16 protein-coding genes are annotated in these 19450 nt (G+C 61.2%); 6 read left to right on the top strand and 10 right to left on the bottom strand.

All coding sequences use genetic code 11. The features are described 5' to 3' along the window. Positions 1–26 precede the first annotated feature (26 nt). From ACUY3D_RS00505 to ACUY3D_RS00515, 3 genes are all read right to left on the bottom strand, one after another. A complete protein-coding gene (locus ACUY3D_RS00505; RefSeq protein ID WP_448240127.1) occupies positions 27–527 on the bottom strand; it encodes a MarR family winged helix-turn-helix transcriptional regulator in 501 nt (166 codons plus the stop codon). A gap of 187 nt (positions 528–714) precedes the next feature. Next, positions 715–2445, bottom strand: a complete 1731-nt coding sequence (locus ACUY3D_RS00510) for an AMP-binding protein (protein WP_448240128.1) — start codon at positions 2443–2445, stop codon at positions 715–717. A 159-nt stretch (positions 2446–2604) separates the two neighbouring features. Then, complete coding sequence (locus tag ACUY3D_RS00515; protein ID WP_448240129.1) at positions 2605–3165, bottom strand: TetR/AcrR family transcriptional regulator; 561 nt, start codon at positions 3163–3165, stop codon at positions 2605–2607. A 229-nt stretch (positions 3166–3394) separates the two neighbouring features. Between ACUY3D_RS00515 and ACUY3D_RS00520 the strand changes: the two genes are divergently transcribed. Further along, positions 3395–4603 (top strand): acyl-CoA dehydrogenase family protein, encoded by a 1209-nt coding sequence (locus tag ACUY3D_RS00520; protein ID WP_239248532.1) that lies wholly within the window; start codon positions 3395–3397, stop codon positions 4601–4603. 49 nt (positions 4604–4652) lie between these two features. Next, on the top strand, positions 4653–5402 hold the full coding sequence (locus ACUY3D_RS00525; protein ID WP_448240131.1) for an SDR family NAD(P)-dependent oxidoreductase: 750 nt from the start codon (positions 4653–4655) through the stop codon (positions 5400–5402). 72 nt (positions 5403–5474) lie between these two features. Here the strand turns inward: ACUY3D_RS00525 and ACUY3D_RS00530 are convergent, their stop codons facing one another. After that, entirely contained in the window at positions 5475–6608 is a 1134-nt protein-coding gene (locus ACUY3D_RS00530) for an acetoin utilization protein AcuC (protein ID WP_448240132.1), read from the bottom strand. Further along, complete coding sequence (locus ACUY3D_RS00535; protein WP_448240133.1) at positions 6605–9244, bottom strand: GNAT family N-acetyltransferase; 2640 nt, start codon at positions 9242–9244, stop codon at positions 6605–6607. The genes ACUY3D_RS00530 and ACUY3D_RS00535 overlap by 4 nt, the downstream gene beginning before the upstream one ends. A 232-nt stretch (positions 9245–9476) precedes the next feature. Here ACUY3D_RS00535 and ACUY3D_RS00540 point away from each other — a divergent pair, with 232 nt between their 5' ends. Next, positions 9477–10991 (top strand): CoA-acylating methylmalonate-semialdehyde dehydrogenase, encoded by a 1515-nt coding sequence (locus ACUY3D_RS00540; RefSeq protein WP_250223695.1) that lies wholly within the window; start codon positions 9477–9479, stop codon positions 10989–10991. 12 nt (positions 10992–11003) lie between these two features. After that, positions 11004–11891, top strand: coding sequence for a 3-hydroxyisobutyrate dehydrogenase (gene mmsB / locus ACUY3D_RS00545; protein WP_250223696.1), 888 nt, complete (start codon positions 11004–11006; stop codon positions 11889–11891). A 19-nt stretch (positions 11892–11910) separates the two neighbouring features. Here the strand turns inward: mmsB and ACUY3D_RS00550 are convergent, their stop codons facing one another. Further along, complete coding sequence (locus ACUY3D_RS00550) at positions 11911–12492, bottom strand: TetR/AcrR family transcriptional regulator (RefSeq protein WP_239248528.1); 582 nt, start codon at positions 12490–12492, stop codon at positions 11911–11913. A gap of 75 nt (positions 12493–12567) precedes the next feature. Here ACUY3D_RS00550 and ACUY3D_RS00555 point away from each other — a divergent pair, with 75 nt between their 5' ends. Further along, complete coding sequence (locus ACUY3D_RS00555; protein WP_070529239.1) at positions 12568–14067, top strand: GntP family permease; 1500 nt, start codon at positions 12568–12570, stop codon at positions 14065–14067. On the opposite strand, the gene ACUY3D_RS00560 is transcribed toward ACUY3D_RS00555, so the two are convergent. The 4 genes from ACUY3D_RS00560 to pth all read right to left on the bottom strand — a co-directional run bounded on the left by ACUY3D_RS00560 (position 14064) and on the right by pth (position 18398). Next, positions 14064–15074, bottom strand: coding sequence for a CaiB/BaiF CoA transferase family protein (locus tag ACUY3D_RS00560; protein WP_144676558.1), 1011 nt, complete (start codon positions 15072–15074; stop codon positions 14064–14066). The two genes, ACUY3D_RS00555 and ACUY3D_RS00560, sit on opposite strands and share 4 nt — an antisense overlap. Positions 15075–15149: 75 nt before the next feature. After that, complete coding sequence (locus tag ACUY3D_RS00565) at positions 15150–16793, bottom strand: peptide chain release factor 3 (protein WP_448240134.1); 1644 nt, start codon at positions 16791–16793, stop codon at positions 15150–15152. A 24-nt stretch (positions 16794–16817) separates the two neighbouring features. Further along, positions 16818–17675 (bottom strand): SDR family NAD(P)-dependent oxidoreductase, encoded by an 858-nt coding sequence (locus ACUY3D_RS00570; protein WP_070563471.1) that lies wholly within the window; start codon positions 17673–17675, stop codon positions 16818–16820. A gap of 42 nt (positions 17676–17717) precedes the next feature. Beyond that, positions 17718–18398 (bottom strand): aminoacyl-tRNA hydrolase, encoded by a 681-nt coding sequence (gene pth / locus ACUY3D_RS00575; protein ID WP_448240136.1) that lies wholly within the window; start codon positions 18396–18398, stop codon positions 17718–17720. A 39-nt stretch (positions 18399–18437) separates the two neighbouring features. Here pth and ACUY3D_RS00580 point away from each other — a divergent pair, with 39 nt between their 5' ends. Next, positions 18438–19421: a nitronate monooxygenase gene (locus tag ACUY3D_RS00580; protein WP_448240138.1), complete on the top strand. Its 984-nt coding sequence runs from the start codon at positions 18438–18440 to the stop codon at positions 19419–19421. The last annotated feature ends 29 nt before the right edge of the window (positions 19422–19450 follow it).

Raw genomic sequence — 19450 nt, forward strand, 5'->3', positions numbered from 1 at the left:
GGGCACGCTTCTTAAAGAACAGATGGCTACTGGGGGTCGGACTCCTCGACATCTTCGCCTGCTGCGCGACGGATGCGGTTGGCAGCAGCAATGATGCGGTCTTGCTCGCCAGTAGAAAGCGCAACGGAAGCAAAATAGCGATCAAGAGCAGGCCCCGCCGCCGAGGCCAACACGATGCCTTGGTCGGTAATCATGACCAAGGTTGAGCGTTTGTCTTTTGGATCGCTGACCCGCTCGATAAGTTCGTCCTTCTCAAGTTTGCGCACCGTGTGAGTGAGTGACGCCGGTGGAAGCTGAAGCCGAGCGCTGATTTTAGACATGGGCATGCTTCCCGCACGTGACCACATGAGCACAGCGAGGATCTCGAACTGGTTGTAGCTCACCCCATAAGGAGCCAGCACATTTTCGGCGCCATTACGCAAAATGTGTGCGGCACGTTCGAAGGAGGATACCGTGGCGAGGCCACGAGCAGAGCGCGCGGAATAACGCTTCGCCCACTGACGGCGTGCTTCAGCGATGATATCCATGAGCGGAAAAGGACCTCCTTGCGGTACGTGAGATAACTATAAATGAGAGCTTCGCTGTTCTAAGTACCCGACCACACGCATCGCAGATAGGGCCGCAGACGGGGGAGAGCTACCGGGGGATTATGGCGTCGCAGGTGCGAAAGCCCCAGCAGTGGGCTGGGGCCTGCGTTGCTGAAGGGCGGTGGGGTTAACCTTTTAGAGCTGGAAAGTCGGAATCCGCGTATTCCGTCGATGCCTTCGTCTCGCCGCCGTCAGCGGAGTGGATCTCGTTTTCGCGCTTGCGCAGATCTACACGGCGGATCTTGCCGGAGACGGTCTTCGGAAGTTCATAGAACTCGAGGCGGCGGATGCGCTTGTAGGGGGCCAACCCATCGCGGCAGTGCTTAAGGATGGACTCGGCGGTCTCCGCCGTCGGCTCGTAGCCGCCGGCGAGAGCGACGTAGGCCTTTGGCACGGCGAGGCGGATGGGATCCGGGGAGGGAACCACCGCTACCTCGGCGACTGCCGGGTGCTCAATGACAACGGATTCGAGTTCGAAAGGGGATAGGCGGTAGTCGGAGGCCTTGAAGACATCGTCGGCGCGGCCAATGTAGAAAATGTAGCCGTCCTCATCGCGCTCCGCGGTGTCTCCCGTGTGGTAGTAACCATCGCGGAAGACTTCCGCGTTCTTGTCTGGGTCATTGAAATAACCCACAGTCAGGCCGACTGGGCGGGGGTCGAGCTTCAAGCAGATTTCTCCGGTATCCCCAATCTCATCAGTAGCGGGATCCTTGAGTACGACTTCCCAGCCTGGCAGCGGACGCCCCATCGAGCCTGGCTTCACCTTTTGCTCTGGGGTATTGGCAATCTGCAGCGTCGTCTCCGTCTGCCCGAAACCATCGCGAACGTTTGTGTTCCAGGCCTTGGAAATGGTGCTGATGAGCTCGGGGTTGAGCGGCTCGCCAGCCGCAACCAGCTTCTTCGGTGGGGTCTTCATACGGCCCAGGTCTGCTTGGACGAGCATGCGCCAGACCGTTGGGGGCGCGCAGAAGCTGGTGACGCCTTCTTCTTCCATCTTGTCCATGAGCGCAGCGGCGTCGAAGCGCGCATAGTTGTATAGGAAGATGGTGGCCCCGGCGATCCACGGCGCGAAGAAGTTTGACCATGCGTGCTTGGCCCAGCCGGGGGCGGCAACGTTGAGGTGGACGTCGCCAGGCGCCAAGCCAATCCAGTACATCGTAGTCAGGTGACCCACTGGATAGGACGTGTGAGTGTGCTCGACGAGCTTCGCCTTCGACGTAGTGCCGGAAGTGAAATACAGCAGGAGGGTCTCATCAGCCTTGGTTTCCTGCTTCGGCGTGTACTTTTCCGAGCCAGTAAAAGAATCCGAATAGCGCAGGGTAGGATGCGCTGTCTGCGCATCTGGTTCGTCACCGACCTGGATCAGGGTGAAGTCACCGCTGACATCTTGGAACTTGACGGCATCTTCGGCATTGGCCACGACCCAGGAAATATTGGCTCGGTCAGTGCGGTCCTGCAGATCAGCCGCGCCAAGCATTGCGGTCGCCGGGTTAAGAACGAAGCCTGCCTTGATGCAGGCCAGCATGCACTCCCACAGTTCTACTTGATTGTTGAGCATGAGCATCACGCGATCACCGCGCTGGACGCCCTGGGCCTCCAGCCAGTTGGCCAGTTGTGCCGAGCGAGCTGACATCTCAGCAAAGGTACGGCGGGTGCTGCTGCCATCTGTCTCACAGATGACGAGAGCCTCTCGGTCCTTCGATTCCTCCGCAGTGGCGAGGTGATCGAACCAATCAAGTGCGAAGTTGAAGTGCTCGAAGCGCGGCCATTCGAAGTTGCTGCGGGCTGCTTCATAATCAGTCTGATAAGAAACCAGCAGGTCGCGGGCTGCTTGGAATTGTTCGGTCACCGTGGTCATTGGTTCTCCTCTAGCTTGTGCTCAAATGGGGAAGGACGGCGCACTGGCTATGGCCCGTGTCCCAAACCGTTCGTCTCTGTGACGTGGGTCGCAGCCTACTTTACTTCGAGTTCGAAGTAATGGCTAGAGATTTTCTGAACTGCCTTTGAAAGATGCAGGTTAGCGTAGTGAAATTCCGTGGAGAATGAGCTGGCCAAGGGTGTGGTAGGCCTCTGCTGGGGCCAGGGTGTCTGAGTAAAAGCCCTGCTGAATATCACTCATTGAGCGCTGGATAAGGCGGGAGACAAAGTCGGTGTACTCGGCGGTGAATTCCCCAGCCTCGACGCCCTGGCTGAGTAGCTTGTGGATAGTCTCGGTAGCTCTCCTCGTGTTGAGGCTATACACCTCCTGAGCGGCGGGTTCAGAGGCGAGGTCGCGCATGAACTCAGGGCTCGCGGGTTCCAGGGCAATGGTCATCGAGGAGAAGTATTTCTCAAGAGCTTGGGCGTATGTGGGCGCTGTGGTGACTGCGGTGCGACGGGTGATTTCTTTGAAGAAGCTAACCAGTACGCGGCGAATGATCGCGTCTCTGGATGGGCCTAATGCGTGCATGGTCGATTTTGAGCATTGGTAGCGCTTCGTTGCGCCGTCGATGGTAAAGGATTCGAAGCCCTCGGCTAGAAAGTCCTGCAAGAGGGCATTGAACAGCTCGCGTTGTCGTGGCGTGAGTGGTTGGGTCATGAGTCTTTCTGCCTCTCGGTGGTCCTGGCTATGTGGGGTATTTGTGTGCGTTCTCCCCAGTCTGTTGCGCACAATGATCATAGAACACGGCGCGTAAGAGTACGGAAAGATGTATATTCGTACTCATTCAATGTGAAGAGCCCATTGATGCCTGAGTCCAAGAGCTTGTATGTGGCCTGGAGAAAGCCCATACATCGACCTTAAAACCCAGCTAGAAAGGTAGAAAGCTATGCCGCCGATTCTTAGTTCGCAACACCCCAGCGGGAAACATTTGGAGAGCATTAAGTACCCCCACGCTGATATTTTCGCGGTGGCAGATCGTCTCGTCCCAGAGGAACAGGCGCGTTTAGCAGAGATCCACGAGTTCTTGCAGACGGAGATTCGCCCTGTCGTAGGCGAATACTGGGACCGTGAGGAGCTGCCATTCGATCTTCTTCCCCGCATGGCGGAGATGGGCTTGGGCGAAATTGAACTCACGGATACCTCGCGCCTTTACCGCGGGCTGGTGTACGCGGAAGTAACCCGCGCGGACGTGTCCTTGTCTGCCCTGGTGGGCATTCACAACGAGTTGGTCCTCGGACTCATCGACAAACTGGGCTCGCCAGAGCAAAAGGACACCTGGCTAGCAGGTTTGCGCCAATTCACCAAGGTGGGTTGCTTTGCGTTGACCGAACCGGAGCACGGCTCCGATATCGCCGGCGGCCTTGCCACCACAGCAGAGCGCACCGCTGAAGGCTGGCTCATCAATGGAGCGAAACGTTGGATCGGGGCCGGCACCTTCGCCGATTTTGCTATCACCTTCGCACGGGATAAAGCAGACAATGAGATTAAGGCCTTCATCGTTGAACTCGACCGCGAGGGCGTAACGCGCAGCAAGATTTCGCGCAAGATGGGCCTGCGCATCATGCAGAATGCGGACCTTAAGTTCGACAACGTCCTCATCCCACACGAGAACCTGATTCCGGGTGCGGAATCCTTTGCCAACGTCAATGACTTCCTGTGTTACTCGCGCGCCTGGGTGGGCTGGCAGGGAGCCGGCTTGCAACTAGGCATCTTCGACAAGGCCCGCGAGTACGCGGTCAAGCGCCAGCAGTTTGGCAGGCCAATCGCCAAATTCCAGTTGGTCCAGGAGCAGCTTTCTCGTATCCTCGGCAACGCCACCGCGTCACTCGCCATGATGGCGCAGCTGGCAGAGGTTCAAGAACAAGGAAAGCTGGAAATGCCCTTTGCCGCTTTGGCAAAAGCAACCACCACCCGCCTGGCGCGCGAATCCGCCGCGGCGGGCCGCAACATCGGCGGAGGAAACGGCATCCTGACCGAATACGACTTGTCGAAGATGATGGATGATGCCGAGATTCTCTTCACCTACGAGGGAACCTACGACATCAACTCGCTCATCGTCGGCCGCGCTGTCACCGGCGTTTCAGCTTTCGTTTAAACAGCCCTGTCTACCCCCACACCCCACGGTGATTCAAGGAGAAAACATTATGAACCTGCACGAAGCATCCGCCGTCGTGACCGGCGGTGCATCCGGCCTCGGGGCCGCAACGGCCGCAGCACTCGCGGAGCACGGAGCTACGGTCACCGTGCTCGATCTGTCCGTCCCGGAGGAGAAACAAAACGGAGTCAATTACACGGCAGTTGACGTCACCGATGCGGCCGCAGTACGCGAGGCGGTTCTCGCCGCATCCGAGCAAAAGCCTTTGCGCGTGGCGGTGAATTGCGCAGGCATCTGCCCTTCAGCACGCATCTTCGGGCGAAAAGGCCCCCACGACCCGGTGCTGTTTTCTAAGACGATCAACGTTAACCTCATGGGGACCTTCCACGTCATGACCGCAGCCGCCGAGGCGATGGCCCAGGCAGAACCACTCGACGAGGACGGCCAGCGCGGAGTCATCATCAACACCGCTTCCGTCGCGGCCTTCGAAGGGCAGGTTGGCCAGGCGGCCTACGCGGCGTCGAAGGGCGCGGTGGCTGCCCTGTCGATTACAGGAGCACGGGATCTCGCGTCGTTGGGAATCCGTGTCAATGCCATCGCGCCGGGCGTCGTAGCTACCCCGATGATGGAACAAATCACTCCGGAGTTCCGCGAACAGCTCGAGGCCACCGTGCCTTTCCCCGCAAGGCTGGCAAAGCCGGAGGAATTCGCCGCCCTAGCTGTGTCCATTACCGAGAACCCTTATATCAATGGCGAAACGATTCGCTTGGATGGTGCGCTGCGTATGCCGCCACGCTAAGGGCCTCATCACGAGAATCAACCCTCAGAAACCCATCACGCGCGCATTGTCGACGCCCCTCCGATACGGGGCCTAGCCATAAGCCGGCAGGCCCCAACAGGGAAAGACTGCGCGCGTAGTCTGCACCAGCGCTGCGTGCGGCTTTTCCGCCATGACCTTGGTGGGATCGAAACCCCCAATGGCGGCGCACGCACCCTCATCACCCAAGGTGGGCGAGCCCTCCCAGCCGTTCGGCATCCGTTCCGAAGCTGCGAGCTCAACGTCGGCGACTGCGGCCAGCACCTGGGTCCACGCGCGGGCAACGGCGTCGACGTGATATCCGCCGCCGCCAAGCGCGACCCATCGCCCACCCGCAAACTGTTTCGCCCACACCGCCACTGAGCGATAAGCCCGCGCCATCGCGTCGATGGTGAGTTCCAGATCCGCGAGGGGATCAGAGCGGTGCGGGTCCGCACCGTGTTGGGAAATGATGAAGTCGGGGCGGAATTTCTTGAGGAGCGGCGGGACGACCGCATGGATGACCTGCAGCCACTCCTCGTCACTCACCCCGCGGGGCAGGGCCACGTTAACCGCGGTCCCTTCCGCGCCTTGACCACCAATCTCGTGTGCATAACCAGTCCCAGGAAAGAGATAGAGTCCCGATTCGTGTACCGAGATGGTGAGCACGTTGGGGTCATTCCAAAAAATCTTTTCGACGCCGTCACCGTGGTGGGCATCCAAGTCCAAGTACACCACGCGTTGGGCGCCATTTGCCTTAAGCCAACGGATGGCAATCGCAGCATCGTTGTACATGCAGAACCCTGACATGGAATCGGCGAAGGCGTGGTGCAACCCGCCGGAAAGGTTAACGGCGCGCTGCGCGCGGCCCTCCCACACAGCGCGCGCGGCCGCTAGGGTGCCACCGGCGATGCGCGCGGCGACCGTCGATAAGCCGTGGCTAATCGGGTTGTCTTCAGTGCCCAAGCCAAAGTGAGCGGAAGGCACCTCGGCGCGGGTGGCGGCGATGTAATCAGGACTGTGAACGAGCTCCAAGTGGGAGGTATTCAACGGGGCGGGACATTCGATGTCGAATTCTTCCAGCACCCCGAAGTGTTTGGCCAGCGACAGTGCTGCGGCGACTCGATCCGGCCCCATCGGATGCCCTGGGCCCAGCGAATAGCGGTGCATCTCCTCGGAGGCAAAAAGAAGAGGCTTCGTCTGGTTCATGACAAGGACCTCGCGAGAGGATCGCGGACATCACCGAGCGGTGCGATGCGCATTCGAGCCCCCACCACAACAGTGTGCGATACCCCGGCGATGACGGGGGAAAGCTCAATATCGACGAGTGCAGCGATGTCGTCCTTGAGCTGTGCCAGCTGCATCATGACCTCTTCGACACGGTGCAGTTTGGCAGCTTTGGTGCCGCGGTAACCAGCAAGAAGGGGAGACGCCTTGAGGCAGCTGAGCATGTCGAGTGCATCGGTGCGACGAAGCGGGGGCACACGCCACTCGACGTCTCCCAAAAGATCCGAGGGTAGACCGGAGAAACCGGCGGAAATCATGGGCCCAACAACGGGATCTTCGATGGCACGCACAGTGAGAGAGGCGCCAGCTGTGACCATGCGTTGCACGACTGGGATGAGAATGGCCGGATCCTCGCCCAAGTGGAGATCGCGCGTGAGCTGGGTGATGGTAGTCCACGCGCGCACCATGGATTCCTCGTCATGGATGCTTCGCACGACGGTGGGCAGCTCTGAACGGCCCCGCACCATCTGCGAGCTGCACTTGAGAACGACATCCCAACCATAATCGCGGCCGGCCGCGATGGCTTCGTCGAGGGTGCGCACCGGGGCCCAAGGGACGATCTCTATGCCATAAGCCCTAAGGATTCGCGCGCACTCCTCGTCGGTGGCCCAGCGTCCCGTGGGGGAATCAGTCAGAACCTCCGCGACCACACCGCGCGCTTCTGCAAGGCCCGTGCTGTTGGCGAACTCATCGGAAGGATTGGGGCGTGCTAGAGCGCGGCGGCGTTCATTATCGATGATGGTGGCCAGAGCCTCAATGGCGTCGGCGTAGGTGCCAAACACGGGAAGCTGGCCGGGCGCCTCTGGCCCCTCGGAGGTGCGGAAATCGGGGATATCAAAACCCACGAAGCTGGCGATGAGCGGGGTATCCGTCGTCGTTGCCGCCAACTGGGACAGATTTACGTAGGCCTCCTTGAGGATGAACTCACCAACTTCCACGACGGCGCACAGCACCGCGTCGATACCCGGATCTTCTAGGGCGCGCCGGGCCAGTTCCGTGATGGCGGGGGCGGGGTCATCGACGACGGTGGTGGCGTGCGGGCGCAGCCCGAAGCGCCAGGCGGCCTGTTCCATCTGCGCGGTGAGGCCGGAGGAATTCGACATCACTGCGATGCGGCGGCCCTGCGGAACGGGTTGGCGCGCGAGGAGCTGGGCGATGTCGAGCATGGCATCGCGGCGGGTGACCACCATTGCCCCGGTGCAGCGAATGATCTCGTCGAGCGCAGCCGGGCTCGCCGCCGATAGTCCCTCCACCGCGTAGTGGCGGGCCGACTTCAGAGCCCGAGAGGGCAAGAACACGACGACGTGCTTGTCCAGCGCTAGGCGGCGCAGCACCCGGAAGAATTTGCGCGGGTTACCAATCGAGTCGAGGGAGAGCAAACAAATTCGTGTGTTCTCATCTTGGCTCCAGAATTGCATGACGTCATTGCCTGTGACGTCAGCGAAGGAACCGGCGGCAATGAAATTGCTTAGGCCGCATCCGAGCTGCAGTGCATGAGACAGAGCTAGCGTCGCCACACCCGCAGACTGAGTAAACAGGCCCACCTGTCCCGCACGCGGCATGGGTGCTGGGCTGGCGTTGAGCCGCACTGCCGCGTCTGTGTTGATCAGGCCTAGCGCAGCTGGGCCAAGGGCTCGCAGGCCGTAGTCCCTAGCCGCGAGCACGATGTCGCGAGCCTGGTCGGGGGAGAGGTTGGGGTTTTGGCTGCGGGAGATGAGGACTACTCCTTTGGCACCGGCAGCGGCAGCAGCCTGCATAGCTTCCGCGCCGCCGTGGCCTTGGAACTCGATGACGACGAGATCCACCGGCTCATCGAGGGCGTTGAGCTCCTCCACGCCGTGAAGGTGGCGTAATGTACCGGCGAAGTTGGCGCTAGCTAGCTGCTTGCTGGACAGCGTTCCGACCACCGCCACGGAGCGTGGGTTGAGCAAACGGTGGATCGAGTTCGCTTCTGCACGCAGCTCGCGGCGCTCCATGACATCGCGGGAGTTCTCATTCGGCGCTATTCGGAAATCCACCCGGATGAAACCATCCTCAAGTTCCGGCTTCGCGGAATACCCTGCGCGAACGAAAACCTGCACCATCCTGCGGTTCTGCGTCAGCATCTCGGCGAAGAAGCGCTCCACTTTTCCTTCGCGTCCAATTTCTGCGAGGTGCTCTAGCAGGATATTAGCCACGCCTTTTCCGTGGTGGGAATCTTGGACAAGGAAGGAGACATCGCCCACCCGCGCGGGCAGGAACTGCTCGACAATGGAGTATCCGGCAACGGCCACGATGTTGCCGCGTTCCACCATGACGAGGGTGACTTTGTCATAGCCATCCGTGTGGAGCCAGCGGTCTAGGTCATCGTCGGTCAGCGCGGGGTGCGTGCCGAAGAAGCGCAAGTACTTCGATTGATCCGAGACGCGGTCGTAGAAGGCGCGGATGGCGTCGCGGTCGGCGGGTGTGATGGGGCGCAGCGTGGCGATGTCGCCGTCGTTGAGGATGACATCGGCTTCCCAATTCTGCGGCTCGGGGCCGGTGTGCGCGGTAGCCGTGGGCTGCTCCAGGTGGTCCATGCCATCACCTTAGCCAACGCTACGTTGAGCTCAGGACAGGTGAACGGCATTCACCCCACAGGGCCTTGGGGAGGGTATTCACAAAAGCGCTGGACATTACATGTATGGCAAATCACTGCAGGGGGTGAATCGTGTTCTGTATCTCAATTTCTATGGCGGGCGGTTGTTGTCCAACGTTAGTGTGTGACCCAAGCCATACAGGGAGCCGAAGGTTCCAGGAAGGAGACGCGCCATGCGCACTGTGTATCACTACGTCAATGGAGAAACGTTTGAAGGGACATCGGGCAATACCCAGCCTGTGCTGAATCCTTCGACCGGCAAGGAGCAGGCCGCGGTGGCCTTGGCGAACAAGGCCGACGTGGACAGCGTCATTGCGGAATCCGCTAAGGCCCAGCCGGGTTGGGCGGCGCTGAACCCGCAGAAGCGCATCCGCATCATCATGGAGTGGATCCGCCTCATCCATGCCAACATGGATGAGCTGGCCACCCAGCTCTCCCTCGAGCACGGCAAGACTTTCCCGGATGCCAAGGGCGATGTGCTGCGCGGCGTCGACGTTCTGGAGTTTGCCCTCGGTGCGCCGCACCAGCTCAAGGGCGAGTACTCCTCGGAGGTTGGCACCGGCATCGATACCTACTCGCTGCGCCAGCCGCTCGGCGTGGTAGCGGGAATCACTCCATTCAATTTTCCGGCCATGATTCCGTTGTGGAAGGCCGGCCCGGCCCTGGCGGCGGGCAATGCCTTCGTGCTTAAGCCCTCCGAGCGCGACCCCTCCGTGCCGGTTCGCCTGGCGGAGCTCTTCATTGAGGCCGGCGGCCCCGCCGGTGTTCTCAACGTTGTGCACGGCGGCAAAGAGGCCGTCGATGCCATCCTCGATTCCGAGACGATCAAGGCTGTGGGCTTCGTTGGTTCCACGCCGATTGCGCAGTACATCTACGAGCGCTGTGCGGCCACCGGCAAGCGCGCCCAGTGCTTCGGTGGCGCAAAGAACCACGCCATTGTGCTTCCCGACGCCGACATCGACGCCACCGCCGACGCCATCGTGGGCGCTGCCTTCGGCTCCGCCGGTGAGCGCTGTATGGCACTGTCCGTCGTGGTTCCGGTGGGGAAGGAGACGGCAGACCGCCTGCGCGATGCCATCCTGGCAAAGATTCCGGAGCTCAAGGTGGGACACTGCCTCGACCCAGAGGCCGACTATGGCCCATTGGTCACCGCGGAGGCGCGCGACCGTGTCCACCGACTCATCGCCGAAGGCGTGGAAGCAGGCGCAACGCTGCTTACCGACGGCCGGGAGTTGGACATGTCTGACAAGTCTTTCAACGAGGATTCCCTCGCGGATGGCTTCTATTCCGGTCCGAGCTTCTTCGACAACGTCACCGCAGACATGTCTATCTACAGCGAGGAGATCTTCGGCCCCGTGCTGGTTATGGTCCGTGCCGAAACTCTGGAAGAGGCTGTTTCTTACCCGAATGACCATATGTACGGCAACGGCGTCGCCATCTTCACCCAGAACGGTGGCGCGGCCCGCGACTTCTGCAAGAACGTTCAGGTTGGCATGGTGGGCGTCAACGTCCCGATTCCGGTGCCGATTGCCTACCACACCTTTGGTGGCTGGAAGGCCTCTGGTTTCGGCGACCTCAACCAGCACGGTCCGGATTCCTTCCGCTTCTACACCAAGACTAAGACCGTCACCTCGCGCTGGCCTAGTGATGACTCCGCAGGTCCCCAGTTCACCATGCCGGTCATGTAAGGAGAGAACGCAATGACGACTATCGCTTTTATTGGATTAGGCAATATGGGCGGTCCGATGGCCGCCAACCTGGCAAAAGCCGGGCACGAGGTTCGTGGCTTCGATGTCGTGGAAGAAGCCCGGGACCGTGCCGCCGAGCAGGGGATCACCATCATCGAAACCGCGGAAGAAGCCGCGCAGGGCGCCGAGGTAGTGTTTACCAGCTTGCCTAACGGTGGGCTGGTCAAGCAGGTGCTCGAATCGGTCCTCGCAGCAAACGACGACGCGAAGACCTACGTTGATGTCTCCACCATCGCGGTCGCGGAAGCTCGCGAGCTCGCGGACACCGTGAGCAAGGCAGGCTCCGCCTTCCTTGATGCACCGGTCTCCGGTGGCATCGCCGGTGCCGCCGCGGGAACGCTTGCCTTCATGGTCGGCGGCACAGCCGAAGACTTTGGGAAGGTCAAGCCGCTGCTCGATATCATGGGCAAGTCCGTGACCCACTGCGGTGACATCGGCAACGGCCAGGCCGTCAAGGCGTGTAACAACATGATCCTTGCGGTCCAGCAAATTGTGTTGGCTGAAGCCCTCGTCCTTGGCGAGCGCTTGGGGCTCGATCACCAAGCCTTCTACGACGTCGTTTCCAACGCCACCGGAAACTCGTGGTCGCTGTCCGTCAACGCCCCCGTCCCGGATATCGTGCCGAGCTCGCCGGCCAACAATGACTTTAAACCCGGCTTCGCCTCTGCCCTCATGCTTAAGGATCTCAAGCTGGCCATGGCCGCGGCGGAAGACACCAAGACCGACACCGTCCTGGGCCGGATTGCGGAGGAGCAGTACGCCTCCTTCGTGGATGAAGGCCATGGCGGACTTGATTTCTCCGCCATCATCTCCGAGGTCCGTTCCAAGGGCGAATCCTAAGATTGGAAACGCCTGAAAACTAGGGTGTTTGGTCCCCGTCGAGGATGCCCTGCAGCAGCGGGGCATAGTACTCGATGAGTTCCTCGGTTGAGAAGGCTGCGAACTCGGTATCACCGAAGCGCCGCATGAAGGACAAGCCCATGAGCAGGGCCAGCGCGGATTGGGCTCGCAGCTCTGGCGAAGGTGTTCGGCGTCCGGATTCCTCACGAATCCGGGAGGCCAAGACCTCCAGCAAGTCGGATTTAATTCTCTTACCAATAGCTCCGAGCGTCTGATAGTCCCCGCTCGCGACCGAAATCGTACGGGCCATGGAGTATGGGGCGTTATGCGGCGCGGTGAGGGTCTCCACCACCGCGGTGCGGCCTAGCTCGCTGAAAGGGCCGGCAAAGAGCGCCGCCGAGGAAGCGGTGAAATCCACCGTGGCCTCAAAAAGCCCTTCCTTGTTGTGGAAGTGCTTCACGATCAGCGCGACGGACACTTCCGCTTTTTCGGCGATGTCCTTCATCGACACCTGGGAGAAGGACCGCTCACTGAAAAGCTCGCGTGAGCACTCGAGAATCCTCTCCCGCGTCGAGGCTGCTTTCTCTTCCATAGGGGACATGGTACCGGCGCCGCATGCGCAGGAAGGGCGATTCGTCCTCTTGCCTCAGATGACCAAGACTGTGAGGTAGAAACAATGGTTATCTCATTCATCGGGGTGATTCTCTCCCTGATTTTCCTCGTCGTGATGGCCTATCGCGGGCACTCCGTGGTGGTCGTCGCTCCCTTCGCGGCGCTGATCGCGGTGCTCTTTTCCGGCGAGCCTATCCTGGCCACCTATACCCAGATCTTTATGCCGGCAGCCGGAAACTTCGTGACCAAGTATTTCCCGCTCTTCCTCTTCGGGGCAATTTTTGGGTACCTAATGACATCCACAGGGCTGGCCCGCTACCTAGCGCGCGGGATTACCGCGTTGTTTGGGCCTAAGCGAGCGATGTTCTCGACGGTCGTCGCCACCGCATTGCTTACCTACGGCGGTGTGTCCGCGTGGGTTGTGGCTTTCACCATCGTGCCCATCGCAACGGCACTGTTTAAGGAATCCGGGATCCCCAAACGGCTCATGCCCGGAGCGATTGCCTTGGGAACCATCACCTTCGCGCTGGCCGGACTTCCCGGTTCGCCGCAGATCCATAACGCCATCCCTACTAGTTATTTCGGCACCAACGTCTACGCGGCGCCGCTCTTCGGCCTCATTTCTTCCGCCCTCATGCTGGCGGCGGGAACCGCGTGGCTCGAATACCGCGTGCGAACCCTCCGCGCGAAAGGTGAGACGTTTGAGCCGCTCGATGCCGACGGGAAGGTCATCGAAACACCCGAGGGAATCGGCGACAGCGGGGAAGAAGCAAGTGTAGAAATCGGTGGTGAATCCTTCGACACCAACTCCGGTGGCCGGGTAGCCACCCACGCCAGGGCTGAAACCGAGCCTTCTGTCCAGGTGCAGGGTTTGCTGGGTCTGGTGCCCATCGCCGTTGTCATCGCGGTCAACTTCGCCATGGTCTACGGGGTGTCGAAAGTGCTGGACACCTCCTACTTAGCCGAAGAGAAATACGGCGAGACCAACCTTGATGCGCTGTTGGGCATCTGGTCACCGACGGTCGCTTTGGCCTGCGCGGTGTTCGTCATCGTGGCGATGTTCCCCAAGCGCGCCGCCGAGTCCATTAAGGAATTCTCCGATGGCGCCAAGAACGCAATCCTTCCGTGCCTCACCACCGCCTCGGAGGTTGGCTATGGCGCGGTGATTGCCGCACTGGCTGTCTTTAGCGTGGTCAAAAGCAACATGATGGGAATCTCCGATAACGCCTTGGTGGTTTCCACAGTGTCCACCGCCGTCATCTCCGGCATCACAGGTTCCTCCTCAGGTGGTCTATCCATCACGATGCAGACCTTGGGAGACCAGCTCGCCCAGCTAGCGACGGAACAGGGCATCAGTCTTGAGTTGATGCACCGCGTGACCGCGATGGCCTCGGTATCTTTCGACTCCATGCCGCACAACGGCGCGGTGCTTACCATGCTGATTGTCTGCGGCATGACGCACCGACTGTCCTATAAGGATGTTGCCGTGGTGACCATCATCATTCCGCTGGCAACGCTGGCGTTGATGCTCGGCGTCAACGCGCTCATCCCCGGCCTGAGCTAGAGAAAGCGCGGGGCCGCGCTAGGCTCCGTGTGGCCCGCGCTTTCCACATAGGTTTCTCGCGCGGCAAGGTGCGGGTGCGCCAGAACGTCCTCGGGGGAGACGACCTCCGTGACGCAGGCGTCGCTGCCGCGGAAGATATCGATCCATTCCGCTTGTGTCTTTTCCGCGAAGCGCTGCGCGATGATCTCCTTCATGGCCGGCCAGGCATCGCGGTCATCTTGTTCGTAGCCGCTTAGTTCCTGTTCAAGCCCCAGGCCTTTCACCATGAGCGCATAAAACTGCGGTTCGATGGCGCCGGCGGCCATCCACTTTTCATCAGCTGTGCGGTAGACGCTATAAAACGGTGCACCTCCGTCTAGAAGGTTTGTCCCGCGTTCCTGCCATTGGCCTTCGGCACGGAAGGCATGCAGCATGGCGGTGAGGTTGGCCGCGCCGTCGACAATAGCGGCATCCACCACGCAACCACGGCCGGTGTTCTTCGCCTGCAGGACGCCCGCGAGAAGGCCTGTCACCAGGTACATCGAGCCGCCGCCAAAGTCCCCGAGAAAGTTAACCGGTGGAACGGGAGTGCCGTCGCTGCCAGCGATGGGATGCAGCGCACCGGAGACCGCGATGTAGTTGATGTCGTGACCGGCGGTGTGGGCCAGCGGGCCGGATTGGCCCCAACCGGTGATGCGTCCGTAGACCAGCGCCGGGTTTATCGCCTGCGCCTCCTTAGGGCCTAGGCCTAAGCGCTCAGCCACGCCGGGGCGGAAGCCTTCGATGAGGATGTCCGTTGTGGTCAAAGTTTCGCGCAGCTTGTCGACGTCCACCGGGTCCTTAAGGTCCGCCTCTAGAACCTCTTGCCCGCGGTAGAGGATGCTGTGCGGGACCGCGGCGGGAGGATTACCTGGGCGGACCACGCGGGTGACCTGTGCACCCATGTCCGCAAGCATCATCGCAGCGAAGGGGCCGGGGCCGATGCCGCCGAGGAAAAGGACTGAAATGCCGGTGAGGGGAGAGCTCATGGTGACCTACCTAAAGGTGTACGGATTTCTGGCCAATCGTACCGTGAGGTGGGTCACCCGACAAGGGCGTGAAAACTAATCCGCCACAAGTGTTTCGATGGTCAGCTCCGGGTGCTCCTTCTCAATGAAGGCCAGCTTCCACTTATCACCAAAGAGCGCGATGAGCTCGCCGTCGGTGCGGGTAAAGATCTCTACGCCGCGCTGGCGGCCCAGTTCGGGCGCGGATTCGGCGTCGGTACGGCGGGCTACCGAGTAGGGGATGGGCTCGGTGATGGTCTCCACGTTGTATTCGACCTCCATGCGAGCCTGCATAACCTCGAACTGCATGGGACCCACCGCGGCCATGACCGGGGCGGCATCGCCACGCGTATCGTTGCGCAGAATCTGCACCACACCTTCTGCGGCCAGCTGGTCCAGGCCCTTGCGGAAGGCCTTGTAATCGCCCAAAGACTTCGCGCGCAGGATGCGGAAGGACTCCGGAGCGAACTGCGGCATGGGCTTGAACTGCACCTTCTTGCCGGTGTAAATCGTGTCACCCGGTGCCAAGGAACCGGCGTTGACCAAGCCGACGATATCACCCGGGTAGGCCGAATCCACGGTGTCACGTGTGCGGCCAAAGACGGTCAGCGCATACTTGGTGGAGAAGCTGCGGCCGGACTGCGCATGGTTGACCTGCATGCCGCGCTCAAACTCACCGGAGACCACGCGCATGAAGGCCAAGTTATCGCGGTGCTTGCGGTCCATGCCCGCCTGCACCTTGAAGATGACGCCCGCAAAGTCATCAGTGACCTCACGTACCTCGTCGATGGCAGCAGCTCCGCCGGAGCCAGCAGCTTCAATGGCCTGAGGATCCGACTCACGCGAACGCGGAGCCGGGGCGATGGCGCATAGGGTATCCAGAATCTGGTGCACGCCGAAGTTCAGCATCGCGGACGCGAAGATAAGCGGGGACGTCACGCATTGTTCAAAGAGCTCTTGGTCGTGCAGAGCGCCGTCGGCGGCCAGCAGCTCTGCTTCCTCCACGGCCGTCTCCCAGGCATCCTCTTCCTTCGCGGCTGCATCCTCAGGTGCGTAGTGCTCCTCAGGGGCGATAGTGGAACCACCTGCGGTGCGCAGGAAGTGCACGTACTCGTCGGCCTCGCCGTCATCGTTGATGTGGGCCAAGCCGCGGAAGTCACCGGCGATACCCACCGGCCAGTACAGCGGGGTGGGCTGTAGCTGGATTTCGTTCACGATTTCATCGACAAGCTCCAGCGGTTCCCGTCCCACGCGGTCCCACTTGTTGATCACCGTAATGATCGGCAGGCCGCGGGCCTTACACACGCGGAAGAGCTTGAGGGTCTGCGGCTCGAGGCCCTTGGCGGCGTCGATAAGCATGACGGCAGCATCCACCGCCGTGAGCACGCGGTAGGTATCCTCCGAGAAGTCCGCGTGGCCCGGGGTATCCACCAGATTGATCATGTAGGGCTCACCCTCGTGGCCCTCTGGGGCGTATTCGAACTGCAGCGCGGAGGAGGCCACGGAAATACCGCGCTCCTTCTCCATCTCCATCCAGTCAGAGACCGTGGACTTGCGGTTGCCCTTGCCGTGCACCGCGCCGGCCTCGTTGATGACGTGCGCGTGCAGCGCCAGCGCCTCCGTCAGCGTGGACTTACCAGCATCCGGGTGGGCGATGACGGCGAATGTGCGGCGGCGGGAAGCTTCGGAGGCAATACTCATGCGGGCTAGTTTAGCCGCTGGCTGTTACCACTCCACATTGAGCTGGCGGCCCAGATCATCGAAGACGCGCCGCGCCACCGAGAGCTTCTTCGCAATCGGCCTCTGCAGGCCTGGCTTGCGCTTGTTGTTGTAGTACTCGCCGGAATTGAAATGGATGCCCGGAGTGCCGCTGAGGAAATAAGCAAGGTTCTCGCCGCCCTTGTCCGCCTTGCCCAAGAAATGCTTGGCTGCAGTGGTCGAATACAGCTTGCTAGTCCTACTCGTTGAGTTCTGCCCGAAGCCAGTATTCAACACGCCCGGGTGGAAGGCCACGGAGGTCAGACCATGTGAGTCGAGGTAGCGGGTCAGAAGAATATCGCCCAACTTGGCGTTGCCGTAAGCGCGCTCCGCGGTGAATTTTTCAAAGGTATTTGGGTCACCGGGGTCGAAAGCGGAATACAGGACGTTGGCCAACGAGGCGGTCTGCACCACGGTGGCATCGCTGGCCCGCAGGGTATCGCGCAATAAAGAGGTCAGAAGAAAAGGCGCCACAACGTTGATCTGCCACGTGCGCTCGAAGCCATCGGCGGTGGCGAAGGGGCCGTCGAACATGCCGCCGGCGTTATTGCCCAAGGCATCGATCTGCGGGTACTGGCTCAGCTCTTCCGCGAGGCGGCGAACCTGGCCCAAAGACTCGTAGTTGGCCACGTGAAAGGCCGCACCAATTTCTTCGGCTACGGCCTGCGTCTTTTCCGGATTCCGGCCCACGAGCACGAGCGAATCCTGCGGGCGGCGCTGGTGAAGAATGCGGGCAGCGGCCGCGCCCACCCCGCTCGAAGCACCGGTAATGACAATTGTTCGAGGGTCATGATTAGAAGGCAGGTTCTTGCTCGCGCGGCTCATACTTGGACAGTGTAGGACGTTGAGCGTGGTCGCGCCGGGGGTTTATTTAGCCCGGGAATGGATTTCCTGTTGGGCCTTACTGAGCCCCTCTGTCACGATGAGGCGGGCGGCCTCAGCAGCGGTGGCGATGGTGGAATCGAGGGCAGCGCTGGCGTCGACAGGCGCGAGCACCCAGTCCGGAATGGAACCACCCTTGGACGGGCGCCCGATGCCCACACGCACGCGCAGATAATCGCGCGTGCCCAGGCGCTCGCTCAGCGACTTCAAGCCGTTATGGCCATTCTCGTTGCCGCCCTTCTTAATGCGCACCTTGCCGGCGGGTAGGTCGAGCTCGTCGTGGATGACGATGATGTTCTCTGCCGCAACCCCCAGCTGCGCGGCCAAGGGTGCGATGGGATCACCGGAGAGATTCATGTACGTGTGTGAGCGCAGCGCCACGACCTTCGTGCCCCCGAGCTCGAGCTGTGCGGCGCTGAGCTGGTGCCCGGTGACGGGTTCAAGCATGTCGCCAGATTCGGCGAGGAGATCATCCACCGCCATGTACCCCACGTTGTGACGGGTCGCGGCGTATTTCGCGCCGGGATTGCCTAAGCCGACGATGAGCCACTCGGCGCTAAGATCCGCTGGGTTTAGTCTGGGGGCGGCGGCCTTCTTTGCCTTCTTATTCGGCGCTTCATCGGCGCGGCTAAAGAGGCGGGTGAAAAAGTCACGGATGGCGGACACAACAACTCCCTTGATGGATTTTCTTTAGGCTGGGGGACCATGAGTCAACTTCTAGAGGCTATCACCTGTCCCGTCCTACCTGCCCCGATGGCCGGTGGGCCCACCACGCCTGAACTGGTTGCCGCCGCTGAGGCCGCCGGTTCCTTTGGGGCTCTGGGCCTGGGGAGCTCTTCAGTAGACGCCGCGCGGGAGGCCATCGCTGCGTGCGCTGGCACGCGCTTCGGCGTCAACCTCTTTTATCCGCAGAGGGAGCTGACAGAATCGGAGCTCGCAACTGCACGGTCGCTTGCCGCCGAAGAGAACGCCGTGCTTGGCGACGTCCCCCTAAACTTCGGCTGGCAGGACAAGCTCGACGCCGCGCTGGATGGTGGGGCAGCGGTGCTGTGGTCGATGTTCGGGGTGTTTGAGGAGGCGGACGTAGCGCGGATCCACGCAGCTGGGGCAGAGGCGTGGACCACGGTCACCACCCCTGAGGAGGCGCAGGCTGCGGCCGCGCGAGGCGTCGATGTGTTGTGTGTGCAAGGGCCTGAAGCCGGCGGGCACCGCGGTGTATGGGACCCGAGTGCGGAACCCGATCCGCGCCCGCTCAAAGAACTTGTTGCGGCGGTGCATCAAGTCACGGGCATTCCGCTCATTGCCGCGGGTGGGCTGCGAACTAGGGAGGATGTCGCCGAGGCCTTGGCGTGGCCGGGGGTAGAGGCAGTCAGTTGCGGCTCTGCTTTCTTGCTGTCCGATGAAGCCGGAACGAGTGAGCACAACCGTGGCCTTCTGCGCCGCGGCGGCCGGACGGTGTCGACCCGCGCATTCTCCGGGCGCTACGCCCGTGGGCTGGAGACCGCCTACACACGGGCACACCCGGACCTGCCTTTGGTCTACCCCTATCTCAACGCGTTGCTGAAACCGCGTCGTGCGCAGCTCGACGCCGACGTGGACTATTGCCTCGTGGGCGTCGACGTGGAGAAAATCGGCGGGGGTAGTGTGGCGGAGATCCTCGCGCAACTACACCCAAACGGGCATGAATAGGGGTTAAGATTTACGGATGGACATAGTTT

The sequence above is a fragment of the Corynebacterium guaraldiae genome (assembly GCF_053480195.1).